This is a genomic window from Pedosphaera parvula Ellin514 (assembly GCF_000172555.1).
Classification (GTDB): Bacteria; Verrucomicrobiota; Verrucomicrobiia; order Limisphaerales; family Pedosphaeraceae; genus Pedosphaera.
Map to the genome: position 1 here is coordinate 112,924 of NZ_ABOX02000011.1, position 17,553 is coordinate 130,476.

Genomic DNA, 17,553 nt, shown 5'->3' on the forward strand with positions numbered 1-17,553 from the left:
CTCACTCTGTAGCTAGATATGGCAAATACGTTTGGTCAGTTGTTTCGAATCACAACCTGGGGCGAATCTCACGGTGGCGGGGTCGGTGTTGTTGTCGATGGTTGTCCGCCGAAATTAAAACTCACCGAAGCTGATATCCAACCTGACCTCGATCGCCGCCGTCCTGGCCAGTCGAAAATCGTCACTCCTCGCAAAGAGTCGGACACCGTCCAAATCCTCTCTGGAACTTTCGAAGGTCAGACACTCGGCACTCCCATCAGCATGTGGGTGAAGAACGAAGACATCCGCCCCGAGGCTTACTCCGAGATGGCGACCAAGTTCCGCCCATCCCATGCCGACTACACCTACATCGCCAAATACGGCATTCGCAATTGGCAAGGCGGCGGTCGAACCAGCGCCCGCGAAACCATCGGCCGCGTCGCCGCCGGTGCCATCGCCAAAAAGATTTTACGCGAACGCTTCGGTGTCGAAGTGCTCTCCTATGTGAAGCAAGTGCAGCGCATTGAAGCCGAAGTGGATTATCAAACCGTAAAGGTGAAGGATATCGAATCCAACATCGTCCGCTGCCCCGACGCTAAAGCAGCTGACAAAATGATTCGCCTGATCGAGAAGATGCGCAAAGCCGGTGACAGCGTCGGCGGCATCGTCGAAGGTGTGGCTCGTAACGTCCCCGCTGGCTGGGGCGAACCCGTGTTCGACCGACTCGAAGCCGACCTCGCCAAAGCCATGCTCAGCCTGCCCGCCTCCAAAGGCTTCGACATCGGCTCCGGTTTCGACAGCATTTTACTCACCGGCACACAGCACAACGACCTCTTCCGCATGAAAGGCGGCAAGGTGCGCACACTGACCAACCGTTCCGGCGGCATCCAAGGCGGCATCTCCAACGGCGAATCCATTTACTTCCGCGTCGCCTTCAAACCCGTCGCCACCGTCATGCACGAGCAGGACACCGTCGATTCCCAATATCGCAACACCACCCTCAAAGGCCGCGGCCGCCACGACCCCTGCGTCCTGCCCCGCGCCGTCCCCATGGTCGAAGCCATGACCGCCCTCGTCCTCGTCGACCATGCACTCCGCCAAAAAGCCCAATGCGGATAAGGCTCACTGAGTGACATTCGGAAGTTGTTGGTAAATCGGACCGAGAGAAATATCGCACAGCGACAACATGACCATCGAGAGCATATGACGCTTCCATTCCTTGGTATTGTGAGTTTGGTCGAGGTCGGTATCTATTCGATCATTGCTTTTATATTCTTTGCCATACTTGGAGCGCTGATTGTCGCTACGCTTGCCTGGTGCTTTCTTGTTATTTTTCGTGAGATTAGGAAAATCCGACGTCGCAAGCACGGTCGCTGAGTTTAGCGCCAAAGCCACACCGACCATCTCCTAAGGCCCGTATGGGCCGGCCGGTTTATAGTTTCTATCGCAAATAAATCCCCGCTTCGGCCCACGATTGCAGACAACTCACACAACGCATCCGAAGCGGAACATACGACCACAATCCTCCGCACATCCACATTTGCTTATCGCGATTTTACTCCGCACAAATCACCTCCCATTGGACTGGTAATTGAGACATCCCTTCGCATATAAATCGTCAACCTGAATGACACCTCCACCCATACCGCCGATCATTAATGCCTCGCAACGCATGTCACTCAAGTATTCCCTCACTCGCTGGGACATTCTGCGCTGGCACATTTATGTTCTCCTGAGTAACCGCATACTCATGGCTCTCTTCCTTGTTACCAGCCTCTTTCTCGTCTGGAGCGACTTGCGCAGGCCTGAACTTGCTGCTCGCACGGTCGGTTTCAAAATTTTCTATGTCATCTTTTTCACGCTCATCATGTTTTGCATTATCGGTTCGATCACCATGGTGATGCTGGCTTGCGTCGTCATGTTCAAAAAATTTCGCGGGTCTCTGTGCGATCACGAATTGGAGATCAAGGACGAGGGACTGGTTGAACGTACCGATGTAAACGAGACCTTACATCGCTGGTCAGGCTTTCATAAGATCGTCCGCACGGGCCGATATCTCTACATCTACGTTACTGATAACAACGTTCGCATCGTTCCCCGACGTTACTTCTCGTCAGAGCAACAAGAACGGGCATTTCGAGAAACCCTTGAAAGCCACATGCGTTCGGCAAAATGAGCGCGTCGCAAGCTCTGAGATAATGTGAATCCAATACTGAAAAACCTTCACCGTTGCCGCATATGAACAGCCAATCAACAAACACTGTCTTCGTTGTTCAACATCTGCATAGCCTTCTAGGAGGAAATGAAGACATCAAATTGATTGGTATCTATCGCTCAGCTAAATCCGCGCAAGCAGCCGTTGAACGCCTGAAGATTCAACCCGGATTTCGTGATTACCCGCGTCTCATCAACCCGGATATTGATGAGGACGAACAAGGCTTTTACATTGATGAGTATACTCTGGACTCAGACCATTGGCCTCTTGGCTTCGTCACGATATAATGTGAACAAAATTCTCAAAGACCTTCATCCTTGTGAGTTGATGACTTCACCAATCCCGCTTTAGACAAACCAACGACCTCCTAAGGCCCGGGGGACCGGCCTGTTTATAGTATCAGTTGCAAAAAATTTCCCGCTTCGGCCTACGACTCCAAACAACTCAACCCACGCAACCCGAAGCGGAACCAATCAATGCAACAAAAAAGTCAGGCGCAGGAGCTAGAAAGGCAAATGCTTCCATCCGGATCAGTCCATCAACAACCAACCAAAAATCTTGCTGCTTGTGGGATATAAGTGATCCGCACAAGAACGCACTTGCGTTTCCAATGAAAGGCCTAAATTTACTTAAGTTGGTTATCAACCAAAGGAGGTAATTATGTTTGCAAGCATCAGACGTTACAAAGCCACTGCTCCGGCCGAAGCCGCCCAACTCGTCCGCGAGGGGCTGCTGCCTTTTATGGGTGAGATTGAAGGGTTTGAAGGATATTACTGCCTGGACTTTGGCAACGGGGAGATGGCATCCGTCAGCTTGTATGATACACGAGCAGGTGCGGAGCAATCCAATCAACTCGCCAAGGAATGGGGGTCCAAGCACACTGTCTCACTGGTCACCGAAAAAGCTGCGCCCCAGGTCGGCGAAGTCGTCGCCCACAGATTGGCCCCACACGCCATCGCCTGAAATCAAAACAACCGACAACACTCCGGCAAAAATAACTTGAGTCCAGGCTAACTCGAAAAAAAATGCTGCCGAATCCAAAACTGACCCGGTTTCACCCCACCGGGCCATTTTTTTAAGGCCCAACGTGCCGCACTCATCTCAGCCCAGACCATCGGTCTTGAAATCTGGGAACCGTCCCACAAAATTCCCGGCGGTTCCGCCCACGATATTAACAGCATCACTTACACGCATCCGAAGTGGAACTCACCCAACCGCAAATGCCCATCAGGCATTCGCCCTATTGCTTCAATTCCACTCAGGGCTGATTTTTCATCAACAAGGAGGTACAAAAAAATGAAAATTACCGCAATAATGATGTTGCTCGCATTTGGGATATTGGGCTGCAAATCCTCACATTCCGGCGCTCCGCCTTCTGGCTCTGAAACCACCAGCGGAATGGGTGCAAGTTCAACTGCAACTACTACAACTGAAACGTCAGGCTCAACCAGTGCTGGCACTAATGGTGTGGTCATTGAACCCCCGGGCAAGCAATTTCACTTCGGACCCTACTAATCGCTAAATCGATCATGTGATTTTAACTCTGTGTGTGGCGTTAATTCAAAGACCAGTTTCAAAATGGAACTGGTCTTTTTTGGTCGCTCGCTATCCGATCCTTGGCGTCGCACCCCACCACCTGCAATAGGGCGTGCTAAATCGCACACACTCGCGTAGGCGGCTTTACATCACCCCATTCCAACTCCCTTGAGACGGTCCGCAAAGTTTAATGCAAATACCGCGCCACCCACCATTGCACAAAGTGCATTCCGCCGAACAACCAGATGGCGGCTGCCAGTGCAATGTATGGCCCGTACGGTAATCTGCTCGACCACGCCTGCTTTTTGAAGGCAATTAATGAAACTCCGACGATCGAGCCAAGAATCGAGCTGACCACCAGTGAAAAAATAACTGCCTGCCATCCCAGGAACGCGCCGATGGCAGCCATGAACTTCACGTCTCCAAGTCCCATCGCTTCGCGTGGCAGCACGACTTCGTTGGTCACCACCTCCAGGTACGGAACGTCATTTGTCGCCAGTACATCCTCACCAATCTGCAACTTTACAGGGGTCAGCCGCACATTGACGTCACGATAACAACGATCAGTCAGCTCGACCTTCGCCGCCACAAGTTTGATAACGTCGGAATCCCGGTAAAATAGATCTTCGTAGAGCAACTCCTGCCCCGGAAGTATGATCGAAGTCTCTGTGAATAAAATTTTCGTGTCTGCCTGCAGCTCCAGTTTTTGCCGGCCAAAGGCCAGTTTTCCCAGGCGAAGAATGCCATAGATAAGACCGCCGCCGACCAGAGCTCCCACGAAGCTTTGCTTCATCGAATCAGGAATGCTTTTGGTGTGATGCATGGCAGGCACAATAAAGGAGCAAAAGATACCCACTGCAATTCCACCAATCGTAATCTCATCGGGAATAATAAAATGTTCGAAGTCGATGAAGGTGGCTGCGATCAGTCCGGCGAGAAAGAGGCAGTACACCAATGCCAGCATGGCGGATTGTGAGCCGTAAAACAGCCAGCAACTGAGAAAGACCAACCCGGTCAGTAACTCAACCAGGAAATAGCGAATAGAGATCGGCGCGCCACAATTGGCACATTTTCCACTCAGGTAAAGCCACGTAACCAACGGAATGTTGAGAAACCACGGAATGGAATATTTGCAGTGGGGGCAATGAGACGGAGGCCTTACAATGCTTTCACCGATTGGCATCCTATGAATGCAAACATTCAGAAAACTCCCCACCATGCTTCCGAAAACAAAGAAGACCACCGACCAGAAATGAAATGGCACAGCAACCCAATTCCGTGAATCGAAAATGGCGTTAATTCCCATAAATATTTTTGACTAATGCCGCACGCATAACCTCGACCGGCGCCTTCTGACCCGTCCAAATTTCCAAAGCCTTCGCCCCCTGATAAAGTAGCATTCCCAATCCATTCGCCACGCGACATCCGGCTTCTTTCGCTGCTTTAAGAAATGGCGTTTCCGCCGGACGATAAATCATGTCATACGCCGCGGAGGCATTTCTGAGTGAAAATTTCTTTTCATCAAGCGGTGAAGCATCGCCCGGTCTCAGCCCCAGGGAAGTGGCGTTCAAAACAAGATCAATGCTCCCCGCTGGATAACCAACTGCAACTCTGATTTGCGGGAAAAGCCTTTTGATTTCAGCAGCAATGATTTCGGCTTTGCTGCTGGTGCGATTCACGAGGTATAACTCAGCGACCTTTTCCGCAGCCAGTTTCAGCGCAGCCACCCGCCCTGCTCCGCCAGCTCCGAGTAGTAAGACTTTTGCACCCGCCAGATTCATCCCCAGATCTTCCCGCAAAGAACGGGTGATCGCATCGGCATCCGTATTGAATCCCCGGGTCCGTATCTTCTCTGGAATCGAATCCCCAAAATGCACCAATGGCTTCCATTGACCATCCAAGTCCTGCGCTTCAAAGCGAATCGTATTCACTGCTCCCCAGATGCGCGCGGACTCATCCAGCACATCCACCATCTCCATGGCCAGCAGCTTATGCGGGACTGTAAGATTCAGTCCCATATACTTCATGGCCTTCGCCCCCTGGATTGCGTCTCGTAAATGATCCGGATGCACTTCATGAGCGATATAACACCAGTTGAGCCCCAATGTTGCGATTCCTGCATTTTGCATCGCCGGCGATGCCGAGTGCTTGATGGGATGCCCCAGCACCGCGCAAAAGCGCGTGGCAGCGTTGATTGGTTGTTTCAAAACTTCCAACACGCGGTGGTTATAAGGTTCTCCGGGAAAAGTTCAAAGCCCAAAGTCCGACACACTTGGCATCCAAAATGTTATAAAATATTGCCGGATTGACTTTATCGGCACGCGGTCGGTATGCTGCCGGCCGTTCCGTAAGCGAGATTCACAATAATTCAGAACCATGAAAACCATTCTTCGCTCCATGCTTGTCGTGGCTGTGGGCCGCGCTCGGCACAAATGCATTCGCAGCCTCGTCTATCGATGCCGCAAACCGCTATGCTTATGGCGCGAACATAGGTTGGATGGATTTTCGTGGAGATACCGCTAACGGGGTTGTCCTGGGTGAGTATGTTTGTTCCGGATACATCTACTCAGCCAACGTGGGCTGGATTAATTTAGGAAGTGGTTCTCCTACGAACGGCGTGCAATATTTGAATCTATCCTCTAGCGATTTTGGAGTGAATCATGACGGACTCGGCAACCTTCGTGGTTACGCCTATGGCGCGAACATAGGTTGGATCAACTTTGAGAATACCGGTGCGCCGAAAATTGATTTAAAAACGGGAAAACTCAGCGGCTCCATTTACTCCGCCAACGTCGGTTGGATCGGTTTGAGCAATGCCTTTGCTTTTGTGCAGACAGATTTCATTCAAGGTGGTACCGACTCTGACCATAACGGTCTGCCCGACGCCTGGGAAATTCAACACTTCGGTCATATTGGCGTGAATCCTGCCGCCGATGCCGACGGCGATGGCATGTCCAACTTGCAGGAGTACCTGGCGGATACAGACCCGCTGAATTCCAATGACAAGTTGGTCATCACCTCCTATGCCACCTCATCGGGTGGTACCAGTGTGAATCTAAGCTGGTCCAGCCACCCCACGCGCTCTTACTACGTCCAAAAACGGTTGGACCTTAACCCTTCGACTCTTTGGTTTGATAGCGGTCTGTCACTAGTTTCTGCCACTGGAACAACTACCAGCGCGGGCTTCGGTGATACCAACGCTCCTTCCCGATTACATCGTGTTCAGGCCATCCGCCCCTTGGCTCCGTAGTTTTTGTTCAGCAGAGCTTGGTATGGTTCTGGGCGACAAAAGCCTTCCAGCCAACCTTCCTTGACCTTTCAAAACTAAAACGGCGTGAGTTTTCACTCACGCCGTCTCGTTCTCATTACCCTTCTGAGGCAATTATTCTACACGTCGTAGTAGAGGAAGAATTCGTACGGATGGGGGCGCAGGCGCAGGGCATCATGCTCCTTGCGCTTGTGGGTGACCCACATTTCCAGGAAGTCCTTCGTGAACACATCCCCCTTGAGCAGGAACTCGTGGTCCTTCTCCAGGTGATCCAGGGCCTCACCCAGGCTGCCGGGCACATTGGGAACTTTTTTAAGCTCCTCGGGCGGCAGCTCATAGATGTTCTTGTCCAGGGGCTCGCCGGGATCAATTTTGTTGAGCACCCCGTCCAAGCCCGCCATGAGCAGGGCCGTGTAGGCCAGGTACGGATTGGCCGCCGGATCCGGCGGGCGATACTCAATGCGCTTGGCCTTGGGGCTCTCGCTGAAGGTGGGGATGCGGATGGCCGCACTGCGGTTGCGGGCCGAATAAGCCAGGTTCACGGGGGCCTCATAGCCGGGCACCAAACGCTTGTAGCTGTTGGTGGTCGGGTTGCAAATGGCGCAGAGCGCCTTGGCGTGCTTGAGAATGCCGCCAATATAGTAGAGGGCCATCTCCGAGAGCCCGGCGTATTCCTTGCCGGCAAAGAGGGGCTTGCCCTTCTTCCAGAGGGACTGGTGGGTGTGCATCCCGGAGCCATTGTCCCCAAAGAGGGGCTTGGGCATGAAGGTGACGGTCTTGCCGTGCTTGCGGGCGACGTTCTTGATGATGTACTTGTAGAGCATCATCGTGTCGGCCGTCTTGACCAGCGTGTCAAAGCGGAAGTCAATCTCGGCCTGCCCGGCCGTGGCCACTTCATGGTGCTGGCGCTCGACCTTGATGCCCAACTGCTCCATGACCAGGCACATTTCCGTGCGGATGTCCTGCTGGGTGTCGGTGGGGGCCACGGGGAAGTAGCCCTCCTTGTAGCGGGTCTTGTAGCCCAGGTTGGGCATTTCATCGCGCCCACTGTTCCAGATGGCCTCCTCGCTATCCACGCTGTAGAAGGTGCCGTTGGCCTTGTGGTCATACTGCACGTTGTCAAAGATGAAGAACTCGGCCTCGGGACCAAAGACGGCCGTGTCGGCCAGCCCCGTGGAGGCGAGGTACTTTTCCCCCCGCTGGGCAATCCCGCGGGGATCGCGGTTGTAGGCCTCCTTGGTGCCGGTCTCGGCAATCGTGCAGGTCAGGCTCAGGGTGGACACGGCGCAAAGGGGTCAATGAAGGCCGTGCCCGGGTCCGGCATGGCCAGCATGTCGGAGGCTTCTATGCTCTTCCAGCCCCGGATGGAGGAGCCGTCAAAGCCAAAGCCCTCGGCAAAGACCTCCTCGGTGAGTTCGGCCACCGGCACGCTGAAGTGCTGCCAGGTGCCGAAGGTATCCACAAACTTGATGTCTACCATCCGGGCCCCCTGCTTCTTGGCCAGATCGATGACTCCCTTGGGAGTCGCTGCTTTTACGTTTTCGTTTGCCATATTTTGTTATGAGTTGGTTAGGAAGATCGCGGGCATCCTGCCAACCACTCTGTAGGCTGGAGTGGCGACAAGAGCCGCGAAAATTATATTTGGTTGTTACTGGATATAGGACAAAAATGCTCCGAGGCGATATTACAGAAGGTATTATACTTCATTTAAAAAATGAACTGGGAACCATTCTGCTCACTGTGCCTGCTCAAATTCGCGTCTCACGATTTGGCGGCATAATAACGACGCATTCCCCTCACGAACGTGCGGACGAGAATCACGTTGACGAACCATCCAATGGCACGGTGGCCCCAGGCCGCCCGGTCGGCTGGCCAGCCCATGTTGTATTCCAAAACCATGGTGATGGTTGCCCAAGTGATAAGAACTGCGCAAACCGTCCAGAAAATGGTGTGCGGATAAGATGCTTTTTGTGCGGTCATAAGAAAAATTGGTTAGTTCTGTTGGTTAAGGTGGCGGAGCTTTTCTCCGCCACCTTTTGGATTCGGGAATTAAACGGCTTTTTCGCCTTTTTCTTCAGTGCGAATACGTATGGCATCCTCCACTGTGGAGATGAAGACTTTTCCATCCCCAATCTTTCCAGTCTTGGCTGCCTTGACGATGGCACTGACCGCTGTTTCGACGAGGGCGTCCGTTGTAACCAGCTCAATCTTTATCTTGGGAAGAAAATCAACCGTATATTCACTCCCGCGATAGATTTCGGTGTGGCCCTTCTGACGGCCAAAACCTTTGACTTCGACCACCGTCATACCCTCAATGCCGACTTCGGCGAGGGCGTCTTTAACTTCTTCCAACTTGAAAGGCTTAATGATGGCTTCAATTTTTTTCATATTAAGTTATTTCGTGTGAAGCAGCCCGGCCCGGAAATCCGCAACCGGGCTGCCTCGTTTAAGGTTAGTTGCTCACGCGTGGCGAGGACTTATCGGTCAATTGGTAGTCAGGATAAGCTTCAGCACCCATTTCCGGCATGTCACAGCCGGCGAGTTCGTCTTCACGCTTGGAGCGGATTGGGATGATCAAGTTGGAAATCTTGAAAAAGACGTAGGCGAAAACACCCACGAATACGATACAGGTAAGAGTTCCAATGGACTGAGCCATCAGTTGTGATCCGTCGTTCATGGGCGAACCAAACAACTTGCCGAAGAGGCCGCTGACGCCCACATCCGTCCAGCCACCAGCCACGAGCTTGTTGTAATCAGCAATGGAGGCGGCTCCATCGTTGTTGATAATTTTGACCACGCCGTCCTTGATGAGCTTGTGCACACCACCCCAGCCCTGGCCGTAGCTGCCATTGGCCAGCAACCCAACGCTGATTACGCCCCAGGCACCGTTCACACCGTGCACGGAAATCGCACCGACCGGATCATCAATCTTCAGTTTGCCTTCGACAAAGAAGACCGCGAAAACGACTAGCACCCCGGCAACCGCGCCAATAATGCAGGCGCCAATGGAGTTAACGAATGCACAAGGTGCAGTGATGGCGACCAACCCAGCCAGCATGCCGTTGCAAAGCATCGAAGGATCGGGTTTGCCGAACTTCATCATCATGACGATGTAAGTGGCGAGCGCTCCAGTGGCCGAGGCCAACATCGTGTTCACCGCCGCGACAGCAATGCGGTTGTCAGTGCCAGCCAAAGTGGAACCGGGATTGAAGCCGAACCAGCCAAAGGCCAGGATGAATGTGCCCAGGATCACGTATACAATGTTGTGGCCGGGGATTGGGCGGGGCGTGCCGTCCGGGGCAAACTTGCCCAGGCGCGGCCCGATTACCGCCGCACCTGCGAGGGCAATGACACCACCACACAAATGCACCACCGATGAGCCGGCGAAGTCGACGTGACCGTGGCCCAGTCCGAAATTCATGCCGAGTTGGGCCAGCCAGCCGCCACCCCAGACCCAGTTGCCGAAGAAGGCGTAAGGAAGCGCGCCCACCCAGAAACCGTAGATCATGAAGTTACTGAATCTCCAACGTTCCGCCATGGCACCAGTGGGAATCGTGGCAGTGGTATCCATGAACACCATCTGGAACAGGAATAAGGTGAAGATGGCAGTATCAAATACGCCCGACCCAAGGAAGAATCCTTTCCCACCCATGATACCGCCAAGGTGAGGAATGGAGATTTCCTTGTCGAGAAGCATCAAGCCTTGCCCCAAACTCGGCTGCCAGCCAATAGCCACCGGCCCGGCAGCATAGCCGCCGAACATGATGGCAAAGCCGCAGACATAGAAACCAAGCATGCCCAGCACATAAATCATGAAGTTCATCGTCATAACGTGCGCGGCATTCTTGGCTCGGCACAGGCCGGTTTCCACCAAGGCAAAGCCAGCCTGCATGAACATCACCAGAAAGCCGGTAACCAAGGTCCATACGACGTTAATGGAAACCTTGTTGTGGGCCACGTTTTGGATCAGCTCATCATTGCTCGGTTTTGCATACAGAGAAGCGGGCGCATTGGTCATCGCCAGATTCTCAATGGTCTTGGCCGGCACGGGCCAGGTCAGGTCCTGTTCATTGCCGGCATTGGCACCGCCCGAAGCGATGGAATCCGGCTGTTGTGGTGCTGGTGCAGGCGCTGCAGCGGCAGCCGCATTGGTGGTAGCTGAAGTTGCGGCCGTAGCGGCGCTTGCAACAGCATTGCTTGCACCGGTTGCTGGCTCATCGGCCGCCTGGACAAGAAAAGGCGCGGCGGCAATAACAGCCAGCAATGACCATTTCATCGTTGCACACCGGATACGACCAAGCGCTGTCGACCTGCTTTTTAGAGCCGGGCCACCCTGCTCCGCCAAAGCGTCTGGCTTTAGTCTTGGCATCCTGATTTCTAGGTTCCCTTCGGGATTTTTCATAGTTTGGTTAACGAATATTTCACTGCATTTAGGTTGGTTTATTAAGTAGGTTGGCGCGGGAAGAAATTTTAACATTGTTAAATGAGGGACATGTTCGGAAATATTCTTTTTGTTCGTGTCACACCTCCATAGCACTCACAATGCCACCCGTTGTTTTACAACTGCACGACTGCATTAAAGCCCTTTATTCACAAGGGTTTTGTGCGTAGTTTTTTTTCGTCCAGATTCATTTCACCGAGCTGCTTCTATGACGAATTGACCACACTGCATCCTTTTAACCACATTAAAATCTTATTAAAATTTAATTTATTTTAAGCGTGTTTAGCCTCCACAAACTCGCCGTGATACTTGACACCGCAATCTGGAATCTATCGAATGTTCTGAAACAAATAGCCTTGCTGAGCAGAATGCTGTTCCCATTTAGAAACGTCTGCGTGATGACTCCCAGCGGTCTGTCAGTACTCGCGAACGCTTTGAATACCCCGGAGGCATGTAAAATGCTTCCCGCCAAACATGGAAAATGCAATCGTCCCACATCCACTGGCCATGCTGCCATTCAGTCTCCTTTTGGCTGCCATTGCGCTGGCCCCCCTGTTCTTTGCCGATTGGTGGGGAAAGCACTATCCAAAAATCTGCCTTATCCTCGCTTCAATAGTAGTGGTCTACTACTGTGTTGGACTTAATGCGTCCTCGAGTGTTTTACACACAGCCAGGGAATACATAAGCTTCATTGCTCTCGTAGGTTCACTATTTGTTGTTTCCGGCGGCATTCACATTGGAGTAAAGGGAGAGTCGACACCACTGGCGAACGTTCTGTTTTTATTAGTTGGTGCATTGCTGGCAAATGTCCTCGGAACAACGGGCGCTTCGATGCTTTTGATCCGACCATGGATTCGGATGAATAAGTACCGGATTACGACTCATCACATCACCTTTTTTATTTTCATCATTTCAAATGTGGGTGGTTGTCTGACCCCCGTGGGAGATCCACCGCTCTTCCTCGGTTACCTCAGTGGAGTGCCATTCTGGTGGGTGATGCTACAAGGCTGGCCGATCTGGCTGACCGGAGTCGGCATTCTTTTGGTGATGTTTTACTTTGTTGATTCCCACAACTATCATCGCGCACCCAAGCCCGTCCGTGAGCATCTCACCGGGCATGAAAAGTGGACTATCACCGGCACCACCAACCTGCTCTTCCTCGCCATAATTTTCGCAGCCGTATTCGTGAGCCGCCCATTTCTGTTGCGTGAGATGCTGATGGTCGCCGCCGCGACTGCCTCCTATTTCATCACCCGAAAGGAGGTTCACGAAGCGAATCATTTCAACTTAAATCCAGTCAAGGAGGTCGCGATCCTTTTCATTGCCATTTTCGCCACCATGCTGCCAGCGCTGGATTGGTTGGCGGCAAATGCCTCAAAAATCTGTGGCGCCGCACCTGCCACATTCTATTTTGGCAGTGGAACTCTTTCCAGCGTCCTCGACAACGCACCGACTTATTTAAGTTTTCTAAATGCACTGTTTGGAGTCACCGGAACCCATGATGTTCATCTCTTGCTTGCTCAAAGCCCAAAAGTAATTCTAGCCATCAGTATCGGCTCGGTCTTCTTCGGAGCCAACACCTACATTGGCAATGGCCCGAACTTCATGGTCAAAGCCATTGCCGATCAACAACACGTGCACACCCCAACATTCGGGGGCTATATCCTGCGGCACACAATTCCCTTCATGTTGCCAATGATTTTGATTGTTTGGTTCATCTTCTTTCGCCATGCCAATTGAACATTTGGCGGGTGTTGTATAAGGTTCCAATTGCCACGAGCAGACACCTTGAACCTTAATAGGGGCAGCAGATAATTACTCTCAAGGCTGAACGAAGGCATTTAAGGATCAATGCCTGGCAATGGAGGTTTTGAAAGGTTCGGGTCCTGTGCGACAATAGGATTGAAGTGTATGACCCGGGAAGAAGCACATTTGGAAGAGCCGATCCTGCTGCACGTGCGCAGGGATTTCCCATTGCTCAAGCAGCAACAAACTATTCAGGCTGCATTGGACACAATCCGTCAGGAAGGCATAGGAGAAAAAATCATTTATTTTTATGTGGTCGACGAGCACGGGCGCTTGCAGGGTGTACTGCCAACCCGGCGGCTTTTAACCTCCCCTGCGGAGAAAAGGATTTCGGACTTGATGATAACCCGCATTATTGCCATTCCATCCACCGCAACTCTGTTGGAGGCGTGCGAATTGTTTGCGCTGCATAAATTCCTCGCATTTCCCGTGGTGGATGCAGAACGTCACGTGGTGGGGATGGTGGATATTAATTTGTTTACCGAGGAGGTGCTGGACATGCCGGAACCGAAGGAAGGCGACGATTTATTCGAAGCGTTGGGTTTTCACATTTGGGAAATTCGAGGCGCCTCACCATTCAAGGCTTATCGTTTTCGATTCCCCTGGCTGCTCACCACCATTGCGAGTGGCACTGTTTGCGCCCTGATCGCGGGTGCCTACGAAGCGACTTTGGCTCAAAGCCTGATCCTGGCTTTTTTTCTGACGCTGGTTTTGGGTTTGGGTGAAAGCGTCAGCATCCAATCCATGAGCTTGACCATCCAGGCTTTACGGGTGACACAACCAACATTGCGATGGTATTTGAAAACGTTAAAACGCGAATTCCAGACCGCGCTGATGATTGGCCTGAGTTGCGGACTGGTGGTGGGATTGATTGTTTGGATTTGGAGGAGAGACGCAATGGCCAGCCTTGCGATTGGAACCAGCATTCTTCTATCCCTGTTTATGGCAAGCTTGCTCGGCCTAAGCGTTCCATCCCTGCTCCATGCTTGCAAATTAGATCCCAAGATCGCAGCCGGGCCAATCACACTTGCGATTACCGACATGCTTACGCTGCTGTTTTATTTCAGCCTGGGAACGTGGCTTTTATTGAAACCACTCACTCACTAGCAACGGCGTAAACAGTTTAACCATGAATCACCAACTGAATGTTGGGGGGCAGATTGTTGGCAACCTCCGTTACGACGTTGCCCTTCAGGAGCATTGCCAGGGTCTGACGATGTGGCGCACCTAAAATCAGCAAATCGATTCCCAGTGTCGCTGACAAATCCAAAATGGACATCGAAGGGTTGTCGCTGACGGTATATACGGGAACCACCTGCACTCCGAGTTCGCGGCCCAACTCAAGCATCCCGTACATAATTTCAGCGGCACGCCGATCCTCCTGCCAACGGGGGCGTTCGGTAGTACCAACCGGACCAGGAAGATTGACTGCCAGCTCCTTGACATAGAGAACGTACAATGGCCCCTGCCTCAACTTCGATTCCTCCAGCGCGAATCGGAGTACCGGAGTAATCCCACGCGCAGCCACCATGACGGATTGTCCGGAAGAACTAAAATTCAGACGGATATTTTCCCATCTTTCTGGCACTACGGCCGCAGCCAGTTCCTTCTTCACCGTGAGGGTTTCCAAGCCTGCTCGTTTCATTGAATACGCCCGCAACGCAAAGCCGATGCCTACAACACAAACCGCGAAAAACAATGCTGCCGGCTTGGTTTTTGCAATAGTGATTTCAATGGCGAACAACATCAGGAACGTGATCCCCATGATGGCACGCTCGTACCAACTGAGCCCAAGCTTTTTATTGTACCAGCAGGAACCCAGGTTTACAGCAATGGCTCCCACTACTCCGATGGCATACATATCGGCCAGGGAATCCAAATCCTCTGTGAAAAGTGTCAACACGAGTGGCAGTCCAACCGCAATGAACAAAGGTGCCCACGGAACTCCATGCGAATTTAATTTGGTGAAGGACTTCGGCATTTCGCCATCACGGGCGAGCATGTAAATGAGCCCAATCATGGCGCTGACGGCAGTATTGACAGCGCTCAAGAGCAGCAGTCCCACCACAATGCCGATGAGAAGTCCCACTTTATGGCCGATAAAGGCACCGCTCCAGCCGAAGAGCCCGCCTCCATATTGATTCCAGGTCAGTTCACCGTAATGCTCACCGAGAAAATTGAGCATGACTTCGTAATTCTTCTTAATTTCAGGAGTGTAGCTTGGTGGTATGGAAAGCATCGCCCATCCAAGGAGAGCTGTTCCACATACTACTTCGATTGCGACTGGAAGAATCGCCTTGCGTGCTGTTTTAGCCACAATCGGCACCTCATGACTTGATCCCTCATCCAACTTCAAGACGCCGGTTAAGTTTGCAATTGCTTCCACACCGCTAAGAGCAAGGATTACACCAACGAAAGCGACCCAGTTGGCTTTGGTTACCAGTCTCGCTCCATGATCCATGAATTGAAAGGTCAGATGCGGAAGGGCCAGCAGAATGATCAGCACCACCACAAAAACCATCGGAATGGCCAGGGAAACAGCCAGGCTGCCGCTGTGCTTGGGACCAAAATAATTGAGAAATCCGATGAGAACGATAACACCCAAAGTCGAGATCTTTACATATTGCGGCGGCACATGCAGGTAGCGCATGGCATCCCATCCACTTAACGCCGCCGTCACTATGAAGTCTGCCAGCAGCAGCAGGGAACCTAACACCGCCAGCACTCTGCTCTGGTCACGCGCCGCCGAATAAACTCCCCCGCCATCCGGGAAGTGCTTGCAAACTACAATGTAATTATAGCCCACCAAACCTGTGAACAGACAAACTGCCAGGATGATTGGAAAGGACGAAAACTGAACAGTTAGAAAAGCCAGGCCGATAACGTAGGCCTTGCTGGTGCCCCAGTCACCGTAGAGAAAGGACGCGGCTCGAGCCCAACCGACGTTGCGGGGACGATGAACACCGGGCGCACTCATCAGTGACAACCCCGTAGTAGGTTAGGGGCGATAAAAGCACGAAACAACATTTTGGCCGTAGATAGTTGCGGAAAAACTTATGCCACGTCAATTCATTCCGAAAATACCTGCATTGCGATAACTTCAATATCGAATACTTTCATTTACAATTCCCCCCTGCCGACTATTATCAGCGATGGTTCCGTCGAGGAACCTAAATTGCGCCCAGGAACGATGTGCTAAACTCGATGGAAAATATTCTTTTGATCAAGCTAAAGTGCATGGGCGATGTGGTTTTCACCATTCCCGCCGTGCATCTGCTCCGCGCCAATTTTCCCAAGGCTCGGATCACCTATCTTACCTCCCAGGAAAACCGTGCCATTGTGGAGCAATTCGACGGCGTGGACGAAGTCTGGTCAATTGATCGAGCAGTGTTCAAACGTGGCGACCTGAAATGTGCGTTATCATCCATGTTGAACCTGCTGGGGCGGCTTCGCAGAGCGAAATTTTCCCTGGTCATAGATCTCCAAAGCTATGGGGAAACTGCTTTGCTAACCCGGCTGACCGGGGCGAATGAACGTTGGGCCTGGGTTTTAGGCGATAGATTTCGTCGCCATGCTTATACAAAAGTGATTCCACGACAGGATCATCGGCACCCGGTCGACGTTAACCTCGACTTACTGACTCAATTCGGACTTAAAACAGCTCCCGTTTGTAATAAACTTTCAGTAGTCGGAGAAGGCCAGGACGCGGCTTATCAATTCTTTGCCCGCAACCAGCTCGATCCTTTGAAGCCGACAGTGGTTATTCAGGCATTTACCAGTGCGGCGCACAAGAACTGGCCTTTGGAACATTACCTGGCTGTTGCAAAGCACTGGAGGAATCAAGGAGTTCAAATAATTTTCTCCGGGGGAATGAAGGAGAAACATTTGTTCGGAGCTGTGGAAGCCGAAGGCTTTCCTGTCTGTATCGGAGAGTCCTTTCGCACCCTGTCTTGGATCATAAAACTTTCAAAACTCGTTATCGGTGGAGATACAGGACTTCTGCACTTGGCCTTGTCAATTGGAACCCAGGTGGTGGTGTTGATGGTTCCGTCAGGCACAGGCTCGCCCATTCCTTATAGCCATCCGGAATGTGTTGTGAAGCCAACTGTTGGTGACGATCTGAAGACTATCACCATCCAGATAGTCAACGATTCCATAGGGAGGGTATTACTCTGTAGAGAGCTGTCAGCGAACCTTCCAAACCAACCGAGAGTCTGGTAAGTTAATCAGACTGAGAATATTTCTTCGAATTTTGAAATGTAGGAGCAAGCGGTAGTAAAAGTATATCTGCGCGTCGAGGAACAATTT

Annotated in this window: 16 protein-coding genes and 1 pseudogene; 8 read left to right on the forward strand and 9 right to left on the reverse strand. The window is 52.0% G+C overall.

Translation table 11 applies throughout. The features are described from left to right. Positions 1-18 precede the first annotated feature (18 nt). On the forward strand, positions 19-1,098 hold the full coding sequence (gene aroC, locus CFLAV_RS11060; protein WP_007414803.1) for a chorismate synthase: 1,080 nt from the start codon (positions 19-21) through the stop codon (positions 1,096-1,098). A gap of 3 nt (positions 1,099-1,101) precedes the next feature. Here aroC and CFLAV_RS32175 read toward each other — a convergent pair whose 3' ends face one another. Continuing rightward, positions 1,102-1,374 carry a hypothetical protein gene (locus CFLAV_RS32175; RefSeq protein WP_150107362.1) on the reverse strand — a complete coding sequence of 91 codons (273 nt, stop codon included), beginning with the start codon at positions 1,372-1,374 and terminating at the stop codon, positions 1,102-1,104. Positions 1,375-1,606: 232 nt separating this feature from the next. Between CFLAV_RS32175 and CFLAV_RS11065 the strand changes: the two genes are divergently transcribed. The 3 genes from CFLAV_RS11065 (at position 1,607) to CFLAV_RS11075 (ending at position 3,157) form a co-directional block, all read left to right on the forward strand. Beyond that, positions 1,607-2,155: a YcxB family protein gene (locus CFLAV_RS11065; protein WP_007414805.1), complete on the forward strand. Its 549-nt coding sequence runs from the start codon at positions 1,607-1,609 to the stop codon at positions 2,153-2,155. Positions 2,156-2,217: 62 nt separating this feature from the next. Then, positions 2,218-2,481: a DUF7336 domain-containing protein gene (locus CFLAV_RS11070; RefSeq protein ID WP_007414806.1), complete on the forward strand. Its 264-nt coding sequence runs from the start codon at positions 2,218-2,220 to the stop codon at positions 2,479-2,481. 373 nt (positions 2,482-2,854) lie between these two features. After that, positions 2,855-3,157 carry a hypothetical protein gene (locus CFLAV_RS11075; RefSeq protein ID WP_007414807.1) on the forward strand — a complete coding sequence of 101 codons (303 nt, stop codon included), beginning with the start codon at positions 2,855-2,857 and terminating at the stop codon, positions 3,155-3,157. Positions 3,158-3,378: 221 nt separating this feature from the next. Here the strand turns inward: CFLAV_RS11075 and CFLAV_RS11080 are convergent, their stop codons facing one another. From CFLAV_RS11080 to CFLAV_RS11090, 3 genes are all read right to left on the reverse strand, one after another. Next, positions 3,379-3,669: a hypothetical protein gene (locus tag CFLAV_RS11080; protein ID WP_007414810.1), complete on the reverse strand. Its 291-nt coding sequence runs from the start codon at positions 3,667-3,669 to the stop codon at positions 3,379-3,381. Between the two features lie 248 nt (positions 3,670-3,917). Continuing rightward, a complete protein-coding gene (locus tag CFLAV_RS32180; protein WP_007414811.1) occupies positions 3,918-5,036 on the reverse strand; it encodes a prepilin peptidase in 1,119 nt (372 codons plus the stop codon). Beyond that, positions 5,026-5,949, reverse strand: a complete 924-nt coding sequence (locus CFLAV_RS11090) for a shikimate dehydrogenase family protein (protein WP_237712392.1) — start codon at positions 5,947-5,949, stop codon at positions 5,026-5,028. Before CFLAV_RS11090 ends, CFLAV_RS32180 begins: the two co-directional genes overlap by 11 nt. Positions 5,950-6,131: 182 nt before the next feature. Between CFLAV_RS11090 and CFLAV_RS11095 the strand changes: the two genes are divergently transcribed. Beyond that, positions 6,132-6,980, forward strand: a complete 849-nt coding sequence (locus CFLAV_RS11095; protein WP_040548021.1) for a hypothetical protein — start codon at positions 6,132-6,134, stop codon at positions 6,978-6,980. A gap of 137 nt (positions 6,981-7,117) precedes the next feature. On the opposite strand, the pseudogene glnA reads toward CFLAV_RS11095, so the two are convergent. From glnA to CFLAV_RS11115, 4 genes and pseudogenes are all read right to left on the reverse strand, one after another. After that, a pseudogene (gene glnA / locus CFLAV_RS11100) lies at positions 7,118-8,550 on the reverse strand (type I glutamate--ammonia ligase). A 209-nt stretch (positions 8,551-8,759) separates the two neighbouring features. Beyond that, a complete protein-coding gene (locus CFLAV_RS11105) occupies positions 8,760-8,978 on the reverse strand; it encodes a hypothetical protein (protein WP_007414816.1) in 219 nt (72 codons plus the stop codon). Between the two features lie 69 nt (positions 8,979-9,047). Further along, complete coding sequence (locus tag CFLAV_RS11110; RefSeq protein WP_007414818.1) at positions 9,048-9,386, reverse strand: P-II family nitrogen regulator; 339 nt, start codon at positions 9,384-9,386, stop codon at positions 9,048-9,050. Positions 9,387-9,450: 64 nt separating this feature from the next. After that, a complete protein-coding gene (locus tag CFLAV_RS11115) occupies positions 9,451-11,367 on the reverse strand; it encodes an ammonium transporter (protein WP_202796884.1) in 1,917 nt (638 codons plus the stop codon). Positions 11,368-11,913: 546 nt separating this feature from the next. Here CFLAV_RS11115 and CFLAV_RS11120 point away from each other — a divergent pair. Further along, on the forward strand, positions 11,914-13,179 hold the full coding sequence (locus CFLAV_RS11120) for a sodium:proton antiporter (RefSeq protein ID WP_007414820.1): 1,266 nt from the start codon (positions 11,914-11,916) through the stop codon (positions 13,177-13,179). Between the two features lie 171 nt (positions 13,180-13,350). Continuing rightward, positions 13,351-14,352, forward strand: a complete 1,002-nt coding sequence (locus CFLAV_RS11125; protein WP_007414821.1) for a magnesium transporter — start codon at positions 13,351-13,353, stop codon at positions 14,350-14,352. A 16-nt stretch (positions 14,353-14,368) separates the two neighbouring features. On the opposite strand, the gene CFLAV_RS11130 is transcribed toward CFLAV_RS11125, so the two are convergent. Beyond that, on the reverse strand, positions 14,369-16,222 hold the full coding sequence (locus CFLAV_RS11130; protein WP_007414822.1) for an amino acid permease: 1,854 nt from the start codon (positions 16,220-16,222) through the stop codon (positions 14,369-14,371). 227 nt (positions 16,223-16,449) lie between these two features. On the opposite strand from CFLAV_RS11130, the gene CFLAV_RS11135 reads away from it, so the two are divergent. Beyond that, positions 16,450-17,466 (forward strand): glycosyltransferase family 9 protein, encoded by a 1,017-nt coding sequence (locus CFLAV_RS11135; protein WP_007414823.1) that lies wholly within the window; start codon positions 16,450-16,452, stop codon positions 17,464-17,466. Positions 17,467-17,553 lie beyond the last annotated feature (87 nt).